Raw genomic sequence first — 22,368 nt, 5'->3', positions numbered from 1 at the left:
GTCAATCACGGGCATCAAGACCCGGGTTTAAGCGACCGATGGGGCAGGCAAATGCAAGGACAGACAGCGGCAGCGCCGCACGCAGTTTCTGATAGATCACGGCTGATGGGGCAGCGCAAAGGCCCAAGCGCATGAGGCGCGGGGTGAAGGCACGGTTGATCCTGCCGCTGATGATGTTGCTGAACGCCTGCGTGCCCGCCTCCCATTCCGAGGTGGCGACCCGCGCGGTGATCGCCGACAGCACCCTGCCCCCGATGAAGCAGTTCGCCCAAGCCCGCCCCACGACGCCGCATGTGTCGAATGCTGCCTTGGCCGAAGATTTCCTTGATCTCTCCTTTCGGATGGAAAGTGGCCGGGTCCTGCCCGTTCTGACCCGCTTTGAGGGGCCAATCACCCTGCGCGTTTTGGGGCAGCCACCTGCGACCTTGGGGCCGGACCTTGCGCGGCTGCTGGCACGTCTGCGCCGGGAAGCCGGGATGGAACTGCGTGAGGTGACGGGTGGAGAGGCGAGCATCACCATTCAAGCGGTGAACCGCAGCCAGATCCGGCGGCTCTTGCCGCAGGCGGCTTGTTTCGTGGTGCCGAATGTCAGCACACTGGAAGAATACCGCCGCACGAGGCGTTCCGCCGCCACCGATTGGACCCGCCTGACCGAGCGGCGCAAGCTGGCGATTTTCCTGCCCAATGACGTAAGCCCACAGGAAAGCCGCGATTGTTTGCATGAGGAACTGGCCCAAGCGCTTGGGCCGCTGAACGATCTCTACCGCCTGCCGGATTCGGTCTTTAACGACGACAATGTGCATACGGTGCTGACCGGTTTCGACATGCTGGTGCTGCGCATCTACAATGACCCGGCGCTGCGCTCTGGCATGACCCGCGACGAGGTCGCCGCGCGCCTGCCGGGCATTTTGGCGCGGGTAAACCCCGGCGGCGGCACCGTTGCCCCCCGCCCCGCGCGCGCCACGCCGCAGGTCTGGAGCCGCGCCATCCAGACGGCCCTTGGCCGCGACGTGGGCCGCAACGCCCGGATGTCTGCGGCCCAAGATGCGCTGCGCATCGCCCAAACGCAGGGTTGGCAGGACAACCGCCACGCATTCTCGCATTACGCTATGGGCCGCGTCACGCAGATGACCGATCCTGCCGCCGCGCAGACACATTACCAGATGGCAGACACCCTCTACGCCCGCACCCCCGGCACCACGCTGCACCGCGCCTATGTCGCCACGCAGCGGGCGGGCTATGCGGTAACCATCGGCGATGGGGCCGGCGCACTTGCCCTGATCGAGCCGCATCTGCCCATCGCCGAGGCCAGCGAAAACGCCGCCCTGCTCGCCACGCTCATGCTGCTCAAGGCCGAAGCGCTAGAGATCGAAGGCCGCGGCATTGAGGCGCGCCGCGTCAGGCTGGACAGCATCGGCTGGGCGCGATACGGCTTTGGCCCTGACTGGGCCGTGCGGGCCAAGCTGCGCGAGATCGCGTCCCTGAACCCGCGCAATGGATAGGCCCGCAAAATAGACGGGCAATAGGTTATGATAGCACTCGGATTGGCATTGATCGGCGCGATAATCGGCGGGCTGACCGCCCGAAAACGTGGCGGCAACCGCAAAGACATCGCGCAATATGCAACGGGCTACGGCTTTGCCTTCCTGATCGTCGGCATGATCGCCACGGTTCTTTTGGACCGCGCGCTGAGCCTCTGATGTTTCTGCCGTTCTTCGATCAGCTCCGCCGCCACGGTGTTCCAGTCTCGCTGCGCGAGTTTCTGGCCTTTCTCGAAGGCATGAAGGCGGGGCTGGCCACCTATGACGTTGAGGCGTTTTACTACCTCGCCCGCGTGTCGATGGTGAAGGACGAGCGCAACATCGACAAGTTCGACCGCGCCTTTGCAGCGGCCTTTAAGGGGCTAGAGAACATCAGCCTTGATGACGTGCTCGAGGCCGTGGACCTGCCCGAAGACTGGCTGCGCAAAATGGCCGAAAAGCACCTCACGCCCGAGGAAAAGGCCGAGATCGAAGCCGCGGGCGGTTTCGACAAGCTGATGGAGACGCTGAAAAAGCGACTCGAGCAGCAAAAGGGACGGCATCAGGGCGGATCGAAATGGGTCGGCACGGCGGGCACCTCGCCTTTCGGTGCATACGGCTACAACCCCGAGGGCGTGCGCATCGGCCAGAAGGAAAGCCGCCACCAACGCGCGGTCAAGGTTTGGGACAAGCGCGAGTTCCGAAATCTGGATGACAACGTCGAGATCGGCACCCGCAACATTAAACTGGCGCTTAAACGTCTGCGCCGTTGGGCGCGCGACGGGGCGGCAGAGGAGTTCGACCTGAACGGCACCATCCGCGCCACGGCGGAGCATGGCTATCTGGATGTGAAAACCCGGCCAGAGCGGCGCAATGCCGTGAAAGTGCTTCTGTTTCTCGACATCGGCGGCTCCATGGATCCGCATGTGAAGGTCGTCGAAGAGTTGTTCAGCGCCGCGCGGGGAGAGTTCAAACATCTTGAGCATTTCTACTTCCACAACTGCCTTTACGAAGGTGTCTGGCGCGACAACCGCCGCCGTTGGGATGCGCAGATCCCCACCCATGAGGTGCTGCGCAGTTACGGCTCGGATTATAAATGCATCTTCGTGGGCGACGCCTCCATGTCGCCCTATGAGATCGCCTATCCCGGCGGCGCGAATGAGCATTGGAACGCGGAAAGCGGGGCCACATGGCTCGCCCGTGCGCGGGATCAATGGCCGAACCACCTGTGGATCAACCCGGTGCCGGAACGGCAGTGGGGCTACACCCAGTCGATCGCGATGATCCAAGAGATTTTCGGCCCCGAGGCCATGGTGCCGATGACCCTCGAAGGGCTGAGCCGGGGCATCAAGACCATGACGCGATCTTGATCGACCGGCCTTGAAACCTTTTGATCGCGCGCCAGTTGAGGGGACGAAGGCAAGCTCACTGAAAGGATATTCAAATGGCTTCGATCGTGAAAACCGGCAGTGCAAAATGGGAAGGCTCGCTCAAAAAGGGCAACGGCCATGTCTCAACCCAAAGCGGTGTGCTGTCTGACCAGCCCTATGGCTTTAACACCCGTTTCGAAGGCAAGGAAGGCACGAACCCAGAAGAGCTGATCGGTGCGGCCCATGCGTCTTGTTTCTCCATGGCGCTGTCGATGATCCTGGGGCAAAGCGACCTGACGCCCGACAGCATCGAGACAAAGGCAGAAGTGCATCTGGAAGAGAAAGATGGCGGCTTCCACGTGCCCAAAGTGCATCTGACGGTCGAGGCCAGCATCCCCGGCGCGAGCCAAGAGGACTTCGACAAAGCCGCGAAGACCGCCAAGGAGAACTGCCCGATCTCCAAGCTGCTGACCGCCGAGATCACGATGGACGCAAAACTCGTCTGATCGCATGACATGAAACCGGGGGCGCGGCCTTGTGCCGCTTGCCCCCGGCCCTCGGCCTGCCCATATTGCGGGCATGATCCGCTTTCTCCCCATTCTGCTTGCCATCCTTTACGCGCTGGCCATGTATCGTTTCTCCGCTTGGCGCACGGCGCGCGAGTTGGACGCGAAATCGACCCCCTTGGTGGACCCCAAACTCAACGACATGAGCGCAAAGATGGCCAAGGCGTTGGACCTGCCGCGCATCAAGGTGCATCTTTATGAGATCGAACCGGTCAACGGGCTGGCAGCCCCCGATGGGCGCATTTTCATCACCCGCGGGTTTTACAACAAGTTTCGCCAAGGTGCTGTAACGGCTGAGGAATTGGCGAGCGTCATCGCGCATGAGTTGGGCCATGTGGCGCTTGGCCATTCGCGGCGGCGGATGATTGATTTCTCGGGTCAGAACGCCCTGCGCACGGCGCTGGCGATGGTGCTGGGGCGGATCATTCCCGGGATCGGTGTGCTGATCGCAAACGGGCTGACCAGCCTGCTGGCTGCCCGCCTCTCACGCGGGGATGAGTATGAGGCCGACGCCTATGCCGCCGCCCTGCTGACCAAAGCGGGCATCGGCATCGGCCCGCAGATTTCCCTGTTCGAGAAGTTGGACGCGCTCAGCCAAAACGGCGCGGGACGCCCGCCCGCTTGGCTGCTGAGCCACCCCAAGACCGAGGAACGTGTCGCCGCGTTGCGCAAGCTGCAACTGCGGTGGGAGGGCTAGGCCAGAGCCTTCGCTAGCCGCGGCAGCCGTGCCTTTTTCAGCAGGGCGCGCATCTCCCATTGCTCGCCCGACAGCCGCCGCGCCTCTTGCAAGACGGCGTCGGCCACGGGGGCGACCAATTCCGGTGTCGCTTGCCAAATCCCATGCAGGTAGCTGTCAGGATCGGCCCGGCTCAGCCCCTCTTCGGCGAGGATTTGGCGGGGGAAATCCTTGGCGTTCAGGGTCAGGATCATGTCTGCGCTGCTGGCCACGGCGACGGCCAGAACATGAATGTCGTTCGCATCCGGCAACCAAAGCCGCGCCTGTAGGCTGGGAGAGGCCGCGCGTTCGGCCCCCGGCCAGTTGCCGCGCAGCAGTGCGATCTCGGCGCGCGCTTGTGCTTCGCCCGTGGGCCCAAGCTTGATCGCCGCGCGGGCCCATTCTTCTAAGATACGCGCCGACCAGACCGGCTCGAACGCGCCCCTTGCTGCCACACCCAACACCATTTCGCGCATCACCGTGGGGTAAAGCACGCAGGTGTCGATCAGCACGCGGGGGCGCGTTTCCATCACAGGCGGAAGAACAGCGACTTGAGGTAGCCGCTTTCCGCAAGCTGCGGCAGTTGCGGGTGGTCCGCCCCGGCAAAGCCGGTGTGCAGCAGCATGGCACGGCGTCCGGCCCGACCGATGCCGCGCACGGATGCGGTGCGGAACTGGTTCAGATCAGCGGCGTGGGAACAGGAACAAAGACCCAGAATACCATTCTCTGCCACCAGCTGCGCCGAGAGCCGTGCGACACGTTCATAGGCGCGCAGCCCCGCGTCGACCGCTTGGCGCGAGGGGGCAAAGGCAGGCGGGTCGCAGATCACCACGTCAAAGGTCTCGCCCTCATCGCGCAGCGCGGTAAGCACGTCGAAGGCATCGCCTTGGCGGGTGGCGAAACGGTCTTGCATGTTCATCGCGGCGGCCCCGGCTTCGGCCAGTTCCAGGGCGGGGGCGGAGCCGTCGACGGCCAGTGCTGATGACGCGCCATTCGCCAGAGCGGCGAGGGAGAAGCCGCCGACATGGGCAAAGACATCGAGCACCCGTGCCCCATTGCGCGCGAGATTGGCGGCAAAGGCATGGTTGGGGCGTTGGTCGTAGAACAGACCGGTTTTCTGCCCGCCGGTAAGGTCGGCCATATAGGTCGCGCCATTCATCGGCACGGGCAGCGGGCCTTCGGGGGTCTCCCCCACCAACGTAGACGAGGCATCGTCGAGCCCTTCAAGCTTGCGCGTGCGGCCAGAGGCGTTTTTCAACACGTTGGTCACGCCGGTCACCGATTGCAGAGCGGCCACCAGCGGTGTCAGCAGCGCATCGGCCCACGCGGCGTTGGGCTGGATCACGCAGGTATCGCCAAAACGGTCGATGATGACGCCCGGCAGGCCATCGGCCTCGGCGTGGATCAGGCGGTAATAGGGTTGATCATAAAGCTGGCTGCGCAGGGCGAGGGCGCGATTGATGCGCGCCTCGAACCATGCTTGATCCACCTGCGCCTCTGCGTCTTGGTCGATCATCCGGGCGATGATTTTGGAGGTCGGATTGACCGCGACCAGCCCCATGGGCTTGCGGTCGGCGTCTTCCAGCAGCGCCAGCGTGCCGGGGGCAAGCCCCCGCGTGCGGCGGTCGGTGACCAGTTCATTGGCATAGACCCAAGGAAAGCCGTGGCGGATGGCGCGGGCATTGGCCTTGGGCAAAAGGCGCACCACGGGGAGTGTGGCAGGCTGCGGGGCGGAGGGGGTTTGGGGCGTTGTCATAGCGCCCCTCGTACTGCGTTCGCGCGGCTGGGGAAAGAGGTTTCGCAGGCCGAGATCGGCGGTCAGTTGCGCGCCCTGCCCCGCCAACCGCCCCGGCGGCGCGGGGTGGTGAGCGTGGTCTGCCCCTCGCGCAGCACTTGGGTCATCGGGTGGCCCGCGGCGGCCGCACCGTAGCGTTCCAGCAAATGGGTGATGGCGGCTGCGTTGTCGTGGCCATCCGGCAGGCTCAAGGCCCAGTCGAGAAAGATGCTGCGGCATTCGGCGGGGCCAATCCCCTCCATCCGGTAGGATTCGCGGATCAATCCCTTCGGGTCATCTGGATCGCTCATGCCCCCTCCCGGCCCGGCTCAGGCAGCGCCGCGTCGATGGTTTGAGCCGCGGTTGCGTAATCGCCCTGCATCTTGGCCTCCAACGCCGCAAGATCGTCACAAGCGAGCACACGACAGAGAAAGCTCGCCCCCGCCTGCCCCATCGTCCGCGCATCAATCGGATTGGCTGACAGCAGACGCGCGGCGCAATTCAGGGTCCAGGCGTTGGTATAGGCCGAGGAAAGCGCCGCTTCCGCCTGCGCACCAATCACGTTTTCGCCGCGCGCGGCGGCAAGGCCCGCGTCGATCTCACGCGCCCCAGTGCCGCCGATAAGCGCGCCTGCCTGCGCGAACAGTTCGATATCCTGCAAGCGGCCCGCGCCCGTCTTGGCGTCGAGCGGCCCTGCAGGGCTGCGGGCGGCGGCAATGCGCTGGCGCATCTTCGCGACCTCGCCCAGAACCTTGTCGCGCGGGGCGGCGCGGCTGAGGATTTCAGCCTGAAGCGCTTCGACATCGCGGCCCAGATCCTCTGCCCCCGCGATCACCCGCGCGCGGGTCAGCGCCAGATGCTCCCAGACCCAAGCCTGCTCTTTCTGGTAGCTCTCAAAGCTGGCGAGGCTGGTGGCCACCGGCCCCTGATTGCCCGAGGGCCGCAGGCGCATGTCGATGTCGTAGAGCTTGCCTTGGGCCATCGGCGCGGTCATCGCGGTGATCATCGCTTGGGTCAGCCGGGCATAATAACTGCGCGTGGCGAGGGGTTTGGGGCCATCGGAACTGTCCACCCCAGCGGCATCATAAATCACCAGCATATCGAGGTCGGAGGTCGGCGTTAGCCGCCCAGCCCCAAGCGAGCCCATGCCAAGGATCACCGCCCCGCGCCCCGGCGGCGGGCCATGCCGGCTGGCGAATTGATCGACAACCACGGGCCAGAGCGCCTGCAAGACCGCTTGGGCCAACTCGGCATATTGGCGCCCGGCGGTGGCCGCGTCGATCAGCCCGCGCAGCAGATGCACGCCGACCCGAAAATGCCATTCGCGCGCCCAACGGCGGGTGCCATCAAGGCGCAACTCGTAATCGGCCTCTGCCGCGAGATGCTGTTGCAACATCTCGGTCAGCTTGGTCTGCCCCGGCCAGTCCGAAAAGAAATCCCCCCCGATCACCGCATCGAAGACCCCCGAATTCCGCGACAGATGCGCCGCCAGCGCAGGCGATGTGGCGACGATATCCACCAACAGATCGCCCAGTTGCGGATTGGCCCGCAGGAGCGAGAAAAGCTGCACCCCGGCGGGCAGGCCAGCGAGGAAACCGTCAAAGGCCAAAAGCCCTTCGTCCGGTTTGGCAGATTGCGCCAAACGGTCCAAGAGCAGTGGCTGTAGCCGCCCGAAAATATCCGCCCCCCGTTCCGAGCGCAGCGCGGGATAGCTGGGCCAACGGTCAAGCACCGACCTGTCGAATTGATGCGCCGGGCGGGCGGCTTCGGGCTCCTCCCGCGTGGCGGCGAAAAAGCTTTCGATCAGGTCGTGCACGGCTTGAAGTCGGCTATGAAGATCAGCCTGCAAGTCATTGACATCCATGTCCATCATGGCGGCCAGACGTTCAAAATCGGCATCATTGCGGGGCAGCGTGTGGGTCTGCGCGTCCTGCACCATTTGCAAGCGGTGCTCTACCGTGCGATGTGCGCGGTAGTGATCGCCGAGCGTTTCGGCGACCTCTTTGGGCACCCAGTTCTTCTCGGCCAGCACCTGCAACCCTGCCAGCGTCCCACGGGGCCGCAGCTCCGCATCGCGGCCCCCGGCGATGAGCTGTCGGGTCTGGGTGAAAAACTCGATCTCGCGGATGCCGCCCCGACCCAGTTTCATGTCGTGCCCCGGCAGAGTGATCGGGCCGCCCAAGCCCTTGTGCTCGCGAATGGCGAGCCTCATGTCGTGAGCGTCTTGGATGGCGGCGAAATCCAAATGGCGGCGCCAGACGAAGGGGCGCAAGGATTGCAAGAACGCTTCCCCCGCGGCGATATCACCGACCGCCGGACGGGCCTTGATATAGGCCGCGCGCTCCCACGTACGGCCAAGGCTTTCGTAGTAGCGCTCGGCTGCCTCCATCGCGATGCAGACGGGGGTGACCGCCGGATCGGGACGCAGGCGCAGATCGGTGCGAAAGACGTAGCCCTGCGCGGTGATGTCGTTCAACGTGCCCGACATCGCCCGCGTCGCCTTGACGAAGGCGCTGCGGGCGGCGTGGAAATCATCAGGCGCGAAGCGGCTTTCGTCAAAGACGCAAATGAGGTCGATGTCTGAGGAATAATTCAGCTCCCGCGCGCCCATTTTGCCCATGGCAAAGACAACCATGCCCGCGCAGTCGGCCAGATCGTCCATCGTCATGCCCGGCAGTTTGCCGCGTTTGATCTGTGCCGCCAGCCCCGCACGCAGGGCCGCGCCGCAAGCGGCATCGGCGTAATCGGTCAGCGCGCCGGTCACCTCTTCCAGCGACCATGCCCCGCCCAGATCGGCCAACGCGGTCAGAAGCGCCATGCGCCGTTTGCCCTGCCGCAGCCCATCGGCCAGCCGGTCGGGCGCAAATTCCGCCGCCGCGGCGCAATTGGCGGCCAGAGCGGCCTCGGGGTTTTCCACGGCCTCGCCAAGCCAGGCCGCTTCCTTTTCCAACAGTGCCATTAGATAGGGCGCGGTAGAGGCGGCGGCCGAGATCATCTCGCGCAGGTCCGGCGCAAGATCGGGCAAGAGCGCCGCCGCATCCTGCGCGCGTTCGCGGTGATAGATGCGGGGAGAGCGGGTGATCCGGGCGGCGAGAGATGGGTCTGTCATGGGGCCAGCTTTGCGGGCTGATCCAAGCGGCGTCAATGGGGGTTGCGGCAGGGCACGGCCTTGCTACGACTTTGGCGCGCGCCCCAAGGTGGCGCCATGCAGCAAGGGGCAGAGAATGAGCAAGAGTTTGAAACGGGTCCGCGCCACGCTTGAGGCCGCCGGGGTGACGCCAGAGATACGCGAGACGGCCCTAGCACGCACGGCGGTCGATGCGGCCACCGCACTTGGCTGTGCGGTCGACCAGATCGCAAAATCCATCGTCCTGCGCGGCGAAAACAGCGGTGCGGCGCTGCTTTTCATCACCGCGGGCGCGCAGCAAGTCGATCTGGACCGCGCCGCAGCACTGGCCGGGGAACCACTGGGCAAGGCCGATGCCACGCTGATCCGGGCGCAGACCGGCTTTGCCATCGGCGGCGTGGCACCGCTGGGCCATATCACGCCGCCGCGCGCTTGGTTTGACCGAAATCTGCTGCAATTCCCGCTGGTCTGGGCCGCTGCGGGCACGCCGCACCACGTTTTCTGCCTTGAGCCGCAGAAAATGGCGCAGCTTTCCGGCGCGCAGGTTACTGAATTTACTGTCGCTTTCTGAACAATGTAAAAAACATTCACATAGCCCCTTGCGAAAGAGACCCGGCGTGCCGATCTATTCAATGTGAAAGACATTCACATCACCCGAAACGCCCGGGCCGGCGACAGGCCCGTCACGACCGAAAGGCTCAACAATGACGACAGTGACCACCGACCCGACCTATGCCCCCCGCAGCAGCTGGCTGGCGCGGGCCGAAAGCTGGATGGACGCACGCGGCAAAGGCGCTTGGATCGCCGCCATGGTGCTCGGCTTCATCTTCTTCTGGCCCCTTGGCCTCGCCCTTCTTGCCTATATGACTTGGAGCAAACGCATGTTCTCTTCGAAATCCTGCAGCCGCAAATCCAGCCGTGCGATGATGTCGCGCAACACCGGCAACAGCGCCTTTGACGCCTATAAGGCAGACACGCTGCGCCGTTTGGAAGAGGAACAGGGCAATTTTGAGGCTTTCCTTGAGCGTCTGCGCGAAGCCAAGGACAAGGCCGAGTTCGACCAGTTCATGGACGAGCGCGCCAAACGGGACGAGACGCCCACAAGCGCCTGATCCCACCCTGACCCCCGCCTCCCGGCCCGCGCGCCGGGGGGCCTTTCGCAGGAAGCGACATGACCCAGACCCCCGACCCCGATCTACACCCGCAATTCTATGACGGCATCGCTGGCAAGCGGCTGTTGGCTTGGATCGTCGATGTGACGCTTGTCATCGTCTTTTGCCTGCTGATCCTGCCCTTCACCGCCTTTACCGGGCTGTTCTTTTTCCCCTTTCTGACGCTGGTGGTGGGTTTTGCCTACCGGGTGGCCACGCTGACCAGCGGGTCGGCCACATGGGGGATGCGCCTGATGGCGATGGAGCTGCGCGACCACCGCGACCGGCCCTTTGATTTCATGACCGCGCTTTTGCATACCATCGGCTATTCGCTGTCGATGACGGTCACGATCATTCAGGTCGTCTCGGCCGTTCTTATCTGCACCACGGCCCGCCGTCAGAGCCTCACGGATATGGCGCTTGGCACGGTGCCGGTGAATCGCCGCCTCAGCCGCTAGGGCATCACGCAAATTTGCCCTTGGCGCAGCGGGGGTGGGTTGATAGCATCCCTCGATAAATGCTGGAAACCCATGCGACATACACTGCCTTTGACACCGCAATTTTATGTCACAGCGCCGCAGCCCTGCCCCTATCTGGAGGGCCGGATGGAGCGCAAGCTGTTCACCGCCCTTCAGGGCGACAATGCCGCACGCCTGAATGACAGCCTATCAAGCCAAGGGTTCCGCCGCTCGCAGAACGTCCTTTACCGCCCGTCTTGCGCCGATTGCGCCGCCTGCCTCTCGGCACGGATCGACGTGGCGGCCTTTCGCCCCAGCAAAAGCCAGCGCCGCATTCTGAACCGCAACGCGGGGCTTGAGCGGCGCGCAACCTCTCCTTGGGCCACGGAAGAGCAATATGACCTCTTCCGCAGCTACCTCGACAGTCGCCATGCGGATGGCGGCATGGCCGATATGGATGTCTTTGAATTCGCCGCAATGATCGAGGAAACCCCGATCCGCAGTCGGGTCATCGAATATACCGACTCCGAGGCCGATAACGCGCTGGTCGGCGTCTGCCTGACGGATGTCTTGGGCGACGGGGTGAGCATGGTCTATTCCTTCTACACACCCGACCGGCCCCGCAACGGGTTGGGGAATTACATCATCCTCGACCACATCGAAATCGCTCGCGCGGCGGGTCTGCCCTATGTCTACCTCGGCTACTGGGTGCCGGGCAGTCAAAAGATGGGGTACAAGGCCAAGTTCTCGGGACTTGAGGTTTATATGGGCGGGCAGTGGCAAAAGATGCGCGACCCTGAGGGTTTCGTGCCCGACCAGCATCCGCTCAGCAATGATCCCATTGCCGAGCAGGTCGCCAATATCACCCTGCCGGATGTCAGCCCGCGCTAAGGCGCTGAGCCAGCCTACAGATTTTGCGCGCAACCGGAGCGGACCATTGGGCTGCCCCATTGAATCACGTGTATAAACACACCCCGTAATTCAATAAAATTCGCCTGAGGGCTGATTTCTTTGCGAAAAGAACCCAAAATGGCGCCTCAGAGAAATAAAACAGCAATTAATCCCCGCTCAAGCACAAGATTTTCGGCATTTCGCTGTTGACGCCCCTCTTTCCCCCTCATAATCTTACGCCACGCTAAGAGGACCCCTGAGATGATCGACCTAGTCATTATTGTAGGACACACGCGCATGGGCCGGTAACGGTTAACCATAATCCTTCCCATGCGCCCCCGTCAGACCGGGGGTTTTTTTATGCCAAACGCCAATAACCTGCCTTACGGAGCACCCAAGATGAAACGCCAGATGACCGGAGCGAAAATGATCGTCCAAGCCCTGATTGACCAGGGTGTGGACACCGTCTTTGGATATCCCGGTGGCGCGGTGCTACCGATTTACGACGAGGTCTTTCAGCAGAACTCGATCAAACACGTTCTGGTGCGCCACGAGCAGGGCGCGGTCCATGCCGCCGAAGGCTACGCCCGCTCGACCGGCAAACCCGGCGTGGTGCTGGTCACCTCCGGCCCTGGTGCGACCAACGCGGTGACCGGCCTGACAGATGCGCTGCTCGACTCCATTCCGCTGGTTGTACTGACCGGTCAGGTGCCGACCTTTATGATCGGCTCTGACGCCTTCCAAGAGGCTGACACCGTGGGCATCACCCGCCCCTGCACCAAGCACAACTGGCTGGTGAAAGAGACCGACAACCTTGGTGCGACCCTGCACGAAGCCTTTCATGTCGCCACCCACGGCCGCCCCGGCCCGGTGCTGATCGACATTCCTAAAGACGTGCAATTTGCCACGGGCCACTACGAGTCCCCCAAACCCTCCACCTCGCGCTATCAGCCGCAGGTCAAGGGCGACATGGCCGAGATCACCGAACTGGTGGCGGCGATGGAGACGGCCAAGCGCCCGATCTTCTACACCGGCGGCGGCGTCATCAACTCCGGCCCGGCGGCAAGCCAGCTTTTGCGCGAATTGGTGGATGCGACGGGTTTCCCGATCACATCTACGTTGATGGGTCTCGGCGCATACCCGGCGTCGGGTGACAAATGGCTCGGCATGTTGGGGATGCACGGGCTGTATGAAGCCAACATGGCGATGCATGACTGTGATCTGATGATCAACATCGGCGCGCGTTTTGACGACCGGATCACCGGCGTCATCGACAGTTTCAGCCCCAAGTCCACCAAAGCGCATATCGACATCGACCCGTCGTCGATCAACAAGGTGATCCGCATCGACATCCCAATCGTCGGTGACGTGGGTCATGTGCTCGAAGACTTGCTCAAGGTCTGGAAATCGCGCGGCCGCAAGACCAATAGCGAAGGGCTCGCCAAATGGTGGTCCAAGATTGAGGAATGGCGCGCGAAGGACTGTCTGAAATTCACCCAAACCGGCAAGGTCATCAAACCCCAGCACGCGCTGTCGCGGCTCGAAGCGCTGACCAAGGGTCATGACCGTTATATCACCACCGAAGTGGGCCAGCACCAGATGTGGGCCGCGCAATACCTCGGTTTTGAAGAGCCGAACCGCTGGATGACGTCCGGTGGCCTCGGGACCATGGGCTATGGTTTCCCGGCCTCCATCGGTGTGCAGATGGCGCATCCCGACGCCCTCGTGATCAATGTGGCGGGCGAAGCCTCGTGGCTGATGAACATGCAAGAGATGGGCACGGCGATGCAATTCGGCCTGCCGGTCAAACAGTTCATCCTGAACAACGAACGCCTTGGCATGGTCCGCCAGTGGCAGGAACTGCTGCACGGCGAGCGTTATTCGCAAAGCTGGTCCGAAGCCCTGCCCGATTTCGTTAAACTGGCCGAAGCCTTTGGCGCCAAGGGGATCATCTGCCACGACCCCGACGATCTGGATGACGCGATCATGGAGATGATCAACTACGACGGGCCGGTGATCTTTGACTGTCTGGTTGAGAAGCACGAAAACTGCTTCCCGATGATCCCAAGCGGCAGGGCGCATAACGAAATGCTGCTGCCGGGGGATCATGAGACCCAAGGTGTGATCGATGCAAAAGGCTCAGTGCTGGTGTGACCCGTTTTCTTTCAAAGAAAACGACCGGGAATTTTTAAAAAATTCCCGCAGCTAGATAAAAGGACGAAGACATGGCAGCCCTAAAAATCAAAAAAGGCGCAACCTCGCATTCCGCCTATAACCTACGGCCCAATTTCTCGGATGTGGTCGAAAAACACACGCTGGCTGTGCTGGTTGAGAACGAGCCCGGCGCGCTGGCGCGGGTGATCGGCCTGTTCTCGGGGCGTGGCTATAACATCGACAGCCTGACCGTGGCCGAGGTGGACCACACCGGGCACCTGTCGCGCATCACCATCGTCACCAGCGGCACGCCACAGGTGATCGAGCAGATCAAGGCGCAGGTGGGTCGGATCGTGCCCGTGCATGAGGTGCATGACCTTACCGTCGAAGGCCCAAGCGTTGAGCGTGAATTGGCGATCTTCAAGGTCGTCGGCAAGGGCGACCACCGGGTCGAAGCGCTGCGGCTCGCGGATATCTTCCGCGCCAATGTGGTCGACAGCACGCTGGAAAGCTTTGTTTTCGAGATCACTGGCGCGCCGGACAAAATTGACGCTTTCGCCGAATTGATGCGCCCGCTGGGGCTGGCCGATGTTGCCCGCACGGGCGTTGCCGCCCTCGCCCGCGGGGTCTGATCTGGTTGTGCTTCAGGCTTTGAGCTGGGCCGCGTCGCATCGGCGCGGTCCGGGCTTGGCCGTAAAGGGAATGATCTGAGCGCCCCCGCGCGGTTTTGCCGCCGGCGGCTCTTGCACCACGGGGCTATCGTGACGCAGGGCGTCGGGCAGAGATGACGCCGCGTCTTCTAGAACCACCTTTGGGTTATCCGCGATGCGTAGTTTGCGATGCACTGTGATGCCGAACTGTACCATGTCGCCCGGGTCGAACCCGGTACCGCGCCCTGTACAGATCGCAGGCTCTTCGTAATAGGCAAGATCGCCCTGATCTTCGCACCAAAACACTGCTTTGCCAGCGGTATTATCGCTCCACAGAACTACACCAATCATAGTACCCCCCGCTTCTGATAATTGACCTCCATTCTGCGACAATCCAAAAAGGTGTAACATAGGTTAAAATGCAACGCCCGCTTGCATTTTGTGTCCATTCCAGTAGGGTCAACCTCAAATCAGCGTCACCTGTGACGCGCCTCCGCGTCAGTCGGTTAATCCTCTGGCCAAAACAGCCCGTATCCTATGGCTGCGTCGCAAATCAGAACGAGGCTGCATGTCCGCTTCCCACCGCTCCCCCTCTGAACTTCGCAGCATGTTTGGTGCCAACCTCCGCCAGTTGGCAGCGGATTATACTTCGATCTCCGATCTTGCCCGGCAACTTGGAATCAACCGTACGCAGTTCAACCGCTACCTGTCGGGCGAAAGCTTCCCCCGGCCCGACGTACTGGCCCGAATCTGCCGCTTCTTTGAAATCGATGCGCGGGTGTTGCTGGAGCCCGTCACCGAGATTTCGCTTAACCAAGATCCGATCAACAACAGTTTCCTGCGGGATTTCCTTGGGACCGGGGTTCAGAACGTGCCCGAGGCGGATTTTCCCAGCGGCTTTTACCGTTTCGCACGGCGGTCGTTTCTGGATCAAGACAGGTTCGTGACCGGGGTCGTCTACATCAAGCGCGACGGCAGCAGCACCTTCCTCCGGGGATATGAGAGCGCGCATTCACTGCGCCAGCAAGGGCTGCCCACCAGCCCCGCGGCGCGCGAATATCGCGGTATCGTCTCGCAGCAGGAGAACGGCGTTTCCATCGTCGTATCGCGCCGTCGCACGCTGACCGGGTCATTCAACTACCTCAACCGTGTCGCCTCTTTCGAGAATAACTTTTGGGTGGGGTATGTCACCCGCACCGCGCCCGAAAGTGCCGCGGGTTCGCGGGTGACGCGGCTGACCTACGAATACATCGGCAAGGATCCGAAGACGGTGCTGCCCGCGGCGCGGCAGACGGGATTTATCGACATCGACGCCCTGATGCCCTATCACCGCCGCCTGCTTCAGCCCGACGCGCCGTTCGACTGAGGCCCGCTACAGCCGGGGTGGCTGCGCCTGCGGATAGCCTGTCGCCTGATGCCAGCCCTGCGCCAGTTGCAACAAGCGCGCGTCGCTGCCACGTTTACCAACCAGTTGCAGCCCCAAAGGCAGGCCGCGACTGTCGAAACCTGCAGGAATATTCACCACCGGCAGACCGATCAGGCTTGCGGGCACCACCACCTGCATCCAACGGTGATAGCTGTCCATCGGCTTGCCATTGATTTCGGTCGGGTGCACCATCTCGACGTCGAAAGGCCAGACCTGCGCGGAGGGCAGCACCAGAACGTCGACTTTCTCGAACAGAGCATGTGCCGCCCGGAACCAATCGGAGCGGATGCCGCTGGCGCACTGGATATCAAAGGCAGAGAACCCCTGCCCGCGCGCGACTTCCCATTGCGCTGCGGGTTTCAACCCGTCCCGCCGCGCCGGGTCGTCGTAGATCGCCCCCAACGACGCCGCCACGGCAAAGGATCGCAACGTGATCCAGCTTTCCCACATCGCATCTGCATCGAAGGGCGCGGCGATTGCTGTGACCTCATGCCCCATCCCGGTCAAACGGTTCAATGCGGCTTCACTCAGGTCAATGATCCCCGGCTCGCAGGGGAAGGCACCGCTCCAATCGCCCAGCCAGCCCAACCGCTGCGCCGGCAGGCCCGCGTCGATATCCGGGGCCGTATCCGGGGCGGAGCGGGTCAGAGGTTGGCGCGGGTCGGCGCCGCTCATCACATCAAGAAGGGCGGCGAGATCACGGGGGCTGCGCGCCATCGGCCCCAAAGTTGCAAGCTGGTGCAGAAACAGATCGCCGCCATCGTCTGACGGCACCCTGCCCCATGTCGGCCGCATTCCGTAGACGTTGTTCCAGCCCGCCGGATTGCGCAGGGATCCCATCATGTCGGACCCATCGGCAACGGCGACCATCCGCGCCGCCAGTGCCGCCGCCGCCCCGCCCGAGGAACCGCCAGCCGAGCGGCCTAGATCGTAAGGGTTGCACGTCGCGCCATGGACCGGATTGAACGTATGGCTGCCAAGGCCAAACTCCGGGGTGTTAGTTTTGCCGATGACGATCGCCCCTGCCGCGCGAAGCCGCGCAACGGCAGGATGATCCCGCTCTGCCGGCTGGGCACCGAAAAGCGGGGACCCTTGAGACGTTGGCAGCCCCTCTGCGTCAGCCAAATCCTTGATCGCCATGGGGATACCATGCAGCCATCCCTTGCGCGGGCTGGCGTCAGACGCCTCTGCCTCGGCCAGCAAAGTGTCACCGTCGCGGAGGGAGACGACGGCATTCACCTTGCCATTCACCGCCTCGATCCGCGCAAGTGTCGCCTGCATCAACTCAACTGCAGAAATCCTGCGCGCGGCCAGCGCCTCGGACAGGTCCGAAGCGTCCCAATCTAGCAAATCCATCATGTCCCCCTATTGCTACATATTATTCCATGAAGGGGGACGGCACGGGCTCAGTCGCCCTGGGCCTCGGCCCGGCTTTTGCCCGAGACCGCAAGCGCCAGCGTTGCCCCCATCAGCCCATCCAGATCACCGTCGAGCACACCCTTGGTGTCCGATGTCTCGTAATTGGTGCGCAGGTCTTTCACCATTTGATAAGGCTGCAAGACATAGGATCGGATCTGGTTGCCCCAGCCCGCGTCGCCCGCGTTCTCATGCGCCTCGTTGACCAGCGCTGACCGCTTATCCAACTCCATCTGATAGAGCCGCGATTTCAGCGCTTTCATGGCGATGTCACGGTTCTGGTGCTGCGACTTCTCCGAAGAGGTCACGACGATCCCGGTGGGGTGGTGGGTGATCCGCACAGCCGAGTCGGTGGTGTTGACGTGTTGACCGCCCGCGCCAGAGGAGCGGTAAGTGTCGATGCGGATGTCCGATGGGTTCACCTCAATCTCGATGTTGTCGTCCACTACCGGGTAGACCTTCACCGAGGTGAAGGAGGTGTGCCGCTTGGCCGCCGAGTCGAAGGGCGAGATGCGCACCAGACGGTGCACGCCGCTTTCGGATTTCAGCCAGCCGTAGGCGTTGTGCCCTTCGATCTTATAGGTCGCGGATTTGATCCCCGCCTCTTCGCCCGCGCTTTCAGCCTGAAGATCGACCTTATAGCCCTTCTTCTCGGCCCAGCGAACGTACATCCGCGCCAGCATGCTGGCCCAGTCGCAGCTTTCCGTGCCGCCCGCGCCCGAGTTGATCTCTAGGAAGGTATCGTTGCTGTCGGCTTCACCGTTCAACAGCGCTTCGAGTTCCTTTTGAGCGGCCTTTTCGGCCAGCGCCTTTAGTGCTGCCTCAGCGTCGGAGATGACCTCCTCGTCCTCTTCCATCTCGCCCAACTCGATCAGTTCGACGTTGTCGGCCAGTTCCTGTTTGATGCCCTCATAGGTGTCGATGGCATCCACCAGCGACTGGCGCTCACGCATCAGCTTCTGCGCCGCATCGGGGTTGTCCCAAAGGTTCGGGTCTTCGACGCGGGCGTTGAATTCTTCCAGCCGGTAGGGCGCGGTCTCCACATCCAGTCGCTGGGCCAGCAATTCCAGCGATTTGCTGATCTGGTCCGCGGTATTCTGTGCCTCTGCGCGCATGTGTGCCTGCCTTTGATAAGTAATGCGGCCCCGAAAACCGGAGCCGCACGAGAGATAGACCAGCCCGCCAGCGGCGGCAAGTGGGGGGAGGCAAAGCGCGCCTTCGCCCCGCCGACCTGATTAGTAAAGGCCGCCCGAGCTCAGCGTGCCAAAGCTTGCCTTGGGGCCGACGGTGGCCTTTTTACCCGTCGATGTGGTGACCTGACGCGAAGATGATGCAGCCGAGCCGCCCAGTTCCTCGACCAATGGCAGGTCCGCGCCCATGGCAAAGCCGCCATCGAAGGAGATACCAAAGAGCGGCTCTTCGCCATCGCGGAAACATTCCGACACCACATTACCACCCGAGGCGTTATCGCTCAGCCGCGCGCCGCTGAAACGGTCGATCTTGATAAAGCGGCACTGTTCGGGGACCGCAAAGTCACCGCCGCCGTATTTCTTGATCGCCTCAGACATGAAGCGCTGGAAGACCGGCGCGCAAAGCCGCCCGCCGCCCGCGCCTCGGCCCATCGGGCGCGGCGTGTCGAAACCGATGTAGCAGCCTGCCACCACGTTGGACGAAAAGCCGACGAACCATGCGTCTTTCTCATCGTTGGTGGTGCCGGTCTTGCCCGCGATCGGCACCGGCAAGTTGACCGCATTGCGGGCCGTGCCGCGTTCGACCACGCCCCGCATCATCGAGGTCAGCTGATAGGCCGTCACCGGGTCCATCACCCGCTCGCGGTTGGAAATGATCCGCGGCGCTTCGCCGGGGGCAAGGTTGATCTGCTCACAGTCGTAGCACTTGCGCTCATCATGTTTGTAGACGGTGCGGCCATAGCGGTCTTGCACCCGGTCAACCAATGTGGGCTGCACCCGCTCGCCGCCATTGGCGAACATCGCATAGGCCGATACCATTTGATAAAGCGTGGTTTCCTGACTGCCGAGCGCGTTTGACAGCAAAGGCGCCAGATCGTCATAAACGCCAAAACGCTCGGCATAGCTGCCGACCACATCCATCCCGACTTCTTGCGCCAGACGGATGGTCATCAGGTTGCGCGACTGTTCGATCCCGGTGCGCAGAGGCGTGGGGCCATAGAATTTATGCGAGGCGTTCTGGGGTCGCCAGACGCCCTGCGGCGTGTTGATCTCAATCGGCGCGTCGACCACGATGGTCGCGGGGCTATAGCCACTGTCGAGCGCGGAGGCATAGACGAAAGGCTTAAAGCTCGACCCCGGCTGGCGTTTGGCTTGGGTGGCGCGGTTAAAGACACTCGACTGGTAAGAGAACCCGCCCTGCATCGCGATTACCCGGCCCGTGTGCACGTCCATCGCAACGAAACCGCCCTGCACCTCGGGCACCTGCCGCAGCGTCCAGCGGATAAACGACCCGTCGCTGTCAGCGGTCATACGGCGCACCAAGACCACTTCGCCAACCTCAAGCAAGTCGCCCGCCACCTGCGCCTTTGGCCCCAGCTTGCCGTCGTCCAAGCGCTTGCGCGCCCATTGCACGTCCTTGGCGGGGATCCAGTGACCGTCTTCGTCCTCGTCGACCCCTTCAATGCCGATCCGCGCATCGCTACTGCCGACCTCCAGCACCACGGCAGGATACCACTGGTTCTCCAGATCAATGTCGCGCGGCACCCGCAGGTCCGCGAGGGCGGCGCGCCATTTCTCTTCGCTGGTCAACTGATCGGCGGGGATCTCGAACCGCGTGCCGCGCCAGATGCCTTGCCCGCGGTCATATTGCTCTAGCTGCTGGCGCAGCGCATTGGCGGCGATGGGCTGCATTTCATTGTCGATGGTCGCGCGCACGGTCAAACCGCCGGTAAAGAACTCTCCCTCGCCGAAGTTCTCGCTGAGCTGGCGACGAATTTCGTCGGTGAAGTAATCACGCGGTGGCAGCTCGGCCTTGAAGCTTTCAAAATCGCCGTTCTGGACCGAACGCAGCGGCAGCGCCACTTCCGTCTCATAGGCCGCTTCCGAGATATAACCGTTCTCTTTCATCTCGCGCAGCACGAAGTTCCGACGGGCGAGCAAGCGGTCCTTGCGGCGCACCGGGTGGTAATCCGACGGCGCCTTGGGCAACGACGCGAGGAAAGCCGCCTCATGCGGGGCCAACTCGCTTAGCGTTTTGTTGAAATAGGTCTGGCTGGCCGCAGCCACGCCATAGGAGTTCTGCCCGAGGAAAATCTCATTCAGGTAAAGCTCTAGGATTTTCTCTTTGCTTAGCGTCTCTTCGATGCGGGTGGCGAGGATGATCTCTTTGATCTTGCGCTCCGCCCGGCGGTCACCTGACAGCAGGAAGTTCTTCATCACCTGCTGGGTGATGGTCGAGGCACCGCGCACATCACGGCCACGGGATTTGACCGCATCCACCGCAGCCGCACCGATGCCGCGCAGGTCATAGCCTTCGTGGGTGTAAAAGTTCTTGTCTTCCGCCGAGATGAACGCCTGTTTCACCAGATCCGGGATGGTGTTGGCGGGCGCAAAAAGGCGGCGCTCCTTGGCGAATTCATCGATCAAACGGCCTTGGCCTGAGTAAATCCGGCTGATCGTCGGCGGCGTATATTGCGCCAGCGACTCATGGCTGGGCAAATCCCGGCCATACATCCAGAACACCGCCCCGATGGTCAAAGCCACCATGCCGACGCTCAGGGTCAGGGTGGTAAAAATCCCCCCGAAAAAGGACAGAACAAATCGAAACACGCGCGCGGACCACCATTGGCTAGGGACAGGTCCGAGCCTATACAGGATGCACTGGCTCGGGTCAAAACACATGGCGGCCAGCAAGGGCGAATGTTCGCCCATCGCCAAACCGGCCATATCTTTCTAATTTACTTTCTGATCAAGGGCTTGAGCGCCGCATCCTGATCACGCCAGGTTACGATCGCATCCGCCATGGCGCTCACCATCGACGCGCGCCACACCGGATCGCGCAGATTAGTCAGATCCCGCTTCGAACTGAGGAACCCCACTTCGACCAGAACCGATGGAATATCCGCGGACTTCAAGACCGAAAACCCGGCCCGCCGTAGCGGTCGGCCGTTCATCGGCCCACCCGCCGCACGCATGCCTTCGACCAAAGTCGCAGCCAAAGCATCGGAACGCGGCTCGGTCTCTTGGCGGGCAAGATCAAGCAAGATACCCGCCACCTGATCATCCGAGCCGGTCAAATCCGCACCCGCGATGATGTCGGACCGGTCATGCCGCGCGGCAAGATGTTCGGTCGCCACGTCGCTGGCATCATCCGAAAGGGTATAGACCGTGGCCCCGCTCGCTCCGCCCTGCGACAGGCTGTCGGCGTGAAGGGAGATGAAAAGGTCCGCCTCGGCCTGATGGGCGATGGCCACCCGGTGCTCCAGCGCCACGAAGATATCGTCGTCACGGGTCAACAGCACATCCACGCCCTTGCGCCGCAGCGCATCACGCAGATCGCGGGCGAAATTCAGCATCAGATCTTTTTCATCCAGCCCCTCGCGCTGCGCGCCGGGGTCGATGCCGCCGTGGCCGGGGTCCAAGACGATGGTAAAGCTGTCCTTATCCACCGCGGCGGGCTTTGGCGGCGCGGTGAGTGCGGTGGTCCAATCGGGGTCCACAGGCATGCCCGCGGCCTCGGCAAAGACCTCCGCCGCGACGGTTTCCAACGTAATCTCAAGCCGCGCCTTACCGCTGCTTGCGTCCACTGGCATGCCGATTTCTGCGGGGATCATCGGTTCGGCCAGATCCGCCACCAACCGCGACCACCCCGGCTGAAACGCGCCAAAGCGCAGGGCAGAGATGCGGCCCGGTTTCTTCAGCAGGTCGCCGCGCGTCACCTCTGACCAATCGGCCTCACGGAAATCGACGATCAGACGGGCAGGATCATCCAACAGGAAAACCCGAAAAGGCACCCCTTGGCTAAGCGCCACGGTCAGGTCGGTTTTGCCAAACCAACCGTCTTTCACCGCGCTCTCCACCGGATCGACCCGCGCCAGCGCGGTCAACTCCTGCGCGGCCCCGGCCACCGGCACCGCACAGACCAGCGCCATTGCCAGTCCCTTGAGAATTGCCCGCATG

General features: G+C 62.7%; 21 protein-coding genes. 12 read left to right on the top strand and 9 right to left on the bottom strand.

All coding sequences use genetic code 11. The features are described from left to right. Positions 1-131 precede the first annotated feature (131 nt). The 5 genes from J3456_RS03970 to J3456_RS03950 all read left to right on the top strand — a co-directional run bounded on the left by J3456_RS03970 (position 132) and on the right by J3456_RS03950 (position 4,153). Complete coding sequence (locus J3456_RS03970; protein WP_349578983.1) at positions 132-1,502, top strand: DUF2927 domain-containing protein; 1,371 nt, start codon at positions 132-134, stop codon at positions 1,500-1,502. A 27-nt stretch (positions 1,503-1,529) separates the two neighbouring features. Then, positions 1,530-1,700 (top strand): apolipoprotein acyltransferase, encoded by a 171-nt coding sequence (locus J3456_RS03965; RefSeq protein ID WP_243267221.1) that lies wholly within the window; start codon positions 1,530-1,532, stop codon positions 1,698-1,700. Continuing rightward, positions 1,700-2,890, top strand: a complete 1,191-nt coding sequence (locus J3456_RS03960) for a vWA domain-containing protein (protein WP_349578982.1) — start codon at positions 1,700-1,702, stop codon at positions 2,888-2,890. Before J3456_RS03965 ends, J3456_RS03960 begins: the two co-directional genes overlap by 1 nt. 74 nt (positions 2,891-2,964) lie before the next feature. Next, entirely contained in the window at positions 2,965-3,396 is a 432-nt protein-coding gene (locus J3456_RS03955; RefSeq protein ID WP_349578981.1) for an OsmC family protein, read from the top strand. A 73-nt stretch (positions 3,397-3,469) separates the two neighbouring features. Continuing rightward, a complete protein-coding gene (locus tag J3456_RS03950; RefSeq protein ID WP_269344932.1) occupies positions 3,470-4,153 on the top strand; it encodes a M48 family metalloprotease in 684 nt (227 codons plus the stop codon). Here J3456_RS03950 and J3456_RS03945 read toward each other — a convergent pair. The 4 genes from J3456_RS03945 to J3456_RS03930 form a co-directional block, all read right to left on the bottom strand. Further along, positions 4,150-4,701, bottom strand: a complete 552-nt coding sequence (locus J3456_RS03945) for an RSP_2648 family PIN domain-containing protein (RefSeq protein ID WP_120351272.1) — start codon at positions 4,699-4,701, stop codon at positions 4,150-4,152. The two genes, J3456_RS03950 and J3456_RS03945, sit on opposite strands and share 4 nt — an antisense overlap. Then, positions 4,701-5,927, bottom strand: a complete 1,227-nt coding sequence (locus J3456_RS03940) for an RSP_2647 family RNA methyltransferase (RefSeq protein WP_349578980.1) — start codon at positions 5,925-5,927, stop codon at positions 4,701-4,703. The genes J3456_RS03945 and J3456_RS03940 overlap by 1 nt, the downstream gene beginning before the upstream one ends. Positions 5,928-5,989: 62 nt before the next feature. Continuing rightward, entirely contained in the window at positions 5,990-6,256 is a 267-nt protein-coding gene (locus J3456_RS03935; protein ID WP_349578979.1) for a hypothetical protein, read from the bottom strand. Beyond that, positions 6,253-9,054, bottom strand: a complete 2,802-nt coding sequence (locus J3456_RS03930; RefSeq protein WP_349578978.1) for a [protein-PII] uridylyltransferase family protein — start codon at positions 9,052-9,054, stop codon at positions 6,253-6,255. Before J3456_RS03930 ends, J3456_RS03935 begins: the two co-directional genes overlap by 4 nt. A 115-nt stretch (positions 9,055-9,169) precedes the next feature. Between J3456_RS03930 and J3456_RS03925 the strand changes: the two genes are divergently transcribed. The 6 genes from J3456_RS03925 to ilvN all read left to right on the top strand — a co-directional run bounded on the left by J3456_RS03925 (position 9,170) and on the right by ilvN (position 14,358). Continuing rightward, on the top strand, positions 9,170-9,643 hold the full coding sequence (locus tag J3456_RS03925; RefSeq protein ID WP_349578977.1) for a YbaK/EbsC family protein: 474 nt from the start codon (positions 9,170-9,172) through the stop codon (positions 9,641-9,643). A 133-nt stretch (positions 9,644-9,776) separates the two neighbouring features. Beyond that, positions 9,777-10,184 (top strand): DUF2852 domain-containing protein, encoded by a 408-nt coding sequence (locus J3456_RS03920; protein ID WP_067630315.1) that lies wholly within the window; start codon positions 9,777-9,779, stop codon positions 10,182-10,184. 59 nt (positions 10,185-10,243) lie between these two features. Continuing rightward, positions 10,244-10,681 carry an RDD family protein gene (locus J3456_RS03915; RefSeq protein ID WP_132444549.1) on the top strand — a complete coding sequence of 146 codons (438 nt, stop codon included), beginning with the start codon at positions 10,244-10,246 and terminating at the stop codon, positions 10,679-10,681. A gap of 72 nt (positions 10,682-10,753) precedes the next feature. Continuing rightward, positions 10,754-11,572 carry an arginyltransferase gene (locus tag J3456_RS03910; protein WP_259944680.1) on the top strand — a complete coding sequence of 273 codons (819 nt, stop codon included), beginning with the start codon at positions 10,754-10,756 and terminating at the stop codon, positions 11,570-11,572. A gap of 399 nt (positions 11,573-11,971) precedes the next feature. Next, complete coding sequence (locus J3456_RS03905; protein WP_349578976.1) at positions 11,972-13,726, top strand: acetolactate synthase 3 large subunit; 1,755 nt, start codon at positions 11,972-11,974, stop codon at positions 13,724-13,726. Positions 13,727-13,797: 71 nt separating this feature from the next. After that, positions 13,798-14,358: an acetolactate synthase small subunit gene (ilvN, locus tag J3456_RS03900; RefSeq protein WP_067626213.1), complete on the top strand. Its 561-nt coding sequence runs from the start codon at positions 13,798-13,800 to the stop codon at positions 14,356-14,358. Positions 14,359-14,370: 12 nt separating this feature from the next. Here ilvN and J3456_RS03895 read toward each other — a convergent pair whose 3' ends face one another. Then, positions 14,371-14,727, bottom strand: a complete 357-nt coding sequence (locus J3456_RS03895; RefSeq protein ID WP_349578975.1) for a hypothetical protein — start codon at positions 14,725-14,727, stop codon at positions 14,371-14,373. Between the two features lie 217 nt (positions 14,728-14,944). Between J3456_RS03895 and J3456_RS03890 the strand changes: the two genes are divergently transcribed. Next, positions 14,945-15,742 carry a helix-turn-helix domain-containing protein gene (locus J3456_RS03890; RefSeq protein ID WP_349578974.1) on the top strand — a complete coding sequence of 266 codons (798 nt, stop codon included), beginning with the start codon at positions 14,945-14,947 and terminating at the stop codon, positions 15,740-15,742. Positions 15,743-15,748: 6 nt separating this feature from the next. On the opposite strand, the gene J3456_RS03885 is transcribed toward J3456_RS03890, so the two are convergent. The 4 genes from J3456_RS03885 to J3456_RS03870 all read right to left on the bottom strand — a co-directional run bounded on the left by J3456_RS03885 (position 15,749) and on the right by J3456_RS03870 (position 22,367). Then, the gene (locus J3456_RS03885) at positions 15,749-17,158 is read right to left on the bottom strand and encodes an amidase (RefSeq protein WP_349578973.1); all 1,410 of its coding nucleotides are present in this window, start codon (positions 17,156-17,158) and stop codon (positions 15,749-15,751) included. Positions 17,159-17,208: 50 nt separating this feature from the next. Beyond that, the gene (gene prfB / locus J3456_RS03880; protein WP_349578972.1) at positions 17,209-18,333 is read right to left on the bottom strand and encodes a peptide chain release factor 2; all 1,125 of its coding nucleotides are present in this window, start codon (positions 18,331-18,333) and stop codon (positions 17,209-17,211) included. 120 nt (positions 18,334-18,453) lie between these two features. After that, positions 18,454-21,018, bottom strand: a complete 2,565-nt coding sequence (locus J3456_RS03875) for a penicillin-binding protein 1A (protein WP_349578971.1) — start codon at positions 21,016-21,018, stop codon at positions 18,454-18,456. 128 nt (positions 21,019-21,146) lie between these two features. Beyond that, on the bottom strand, positions 21,147-22,367 hold the full coding sequence (locus J3456_RS03870) for an N-acetylmuramoyl-L-alanine amidase (RefSeq protein WP_349578970.1): 1,221 nt from the start codon (positions 22,365-22,367) through the stop codon (positions 21,147-21,149). Between the last annotated feature and the right edge of the window lies 1 nt (position 22,368).

Origin of the sequence: Sulfitobacter sp. NFXS29 (assembly GCF_040148765.1) — a bacterium.
GTDB lineage: Bacteria > Pseudomonadota > Alphaproteobacteria > Rhodobacterales > Rhodobacteraceae > Sulfitobacter.
This window is presented reverse-complemented; position numbering and strand designations above follow the sequence as displayed.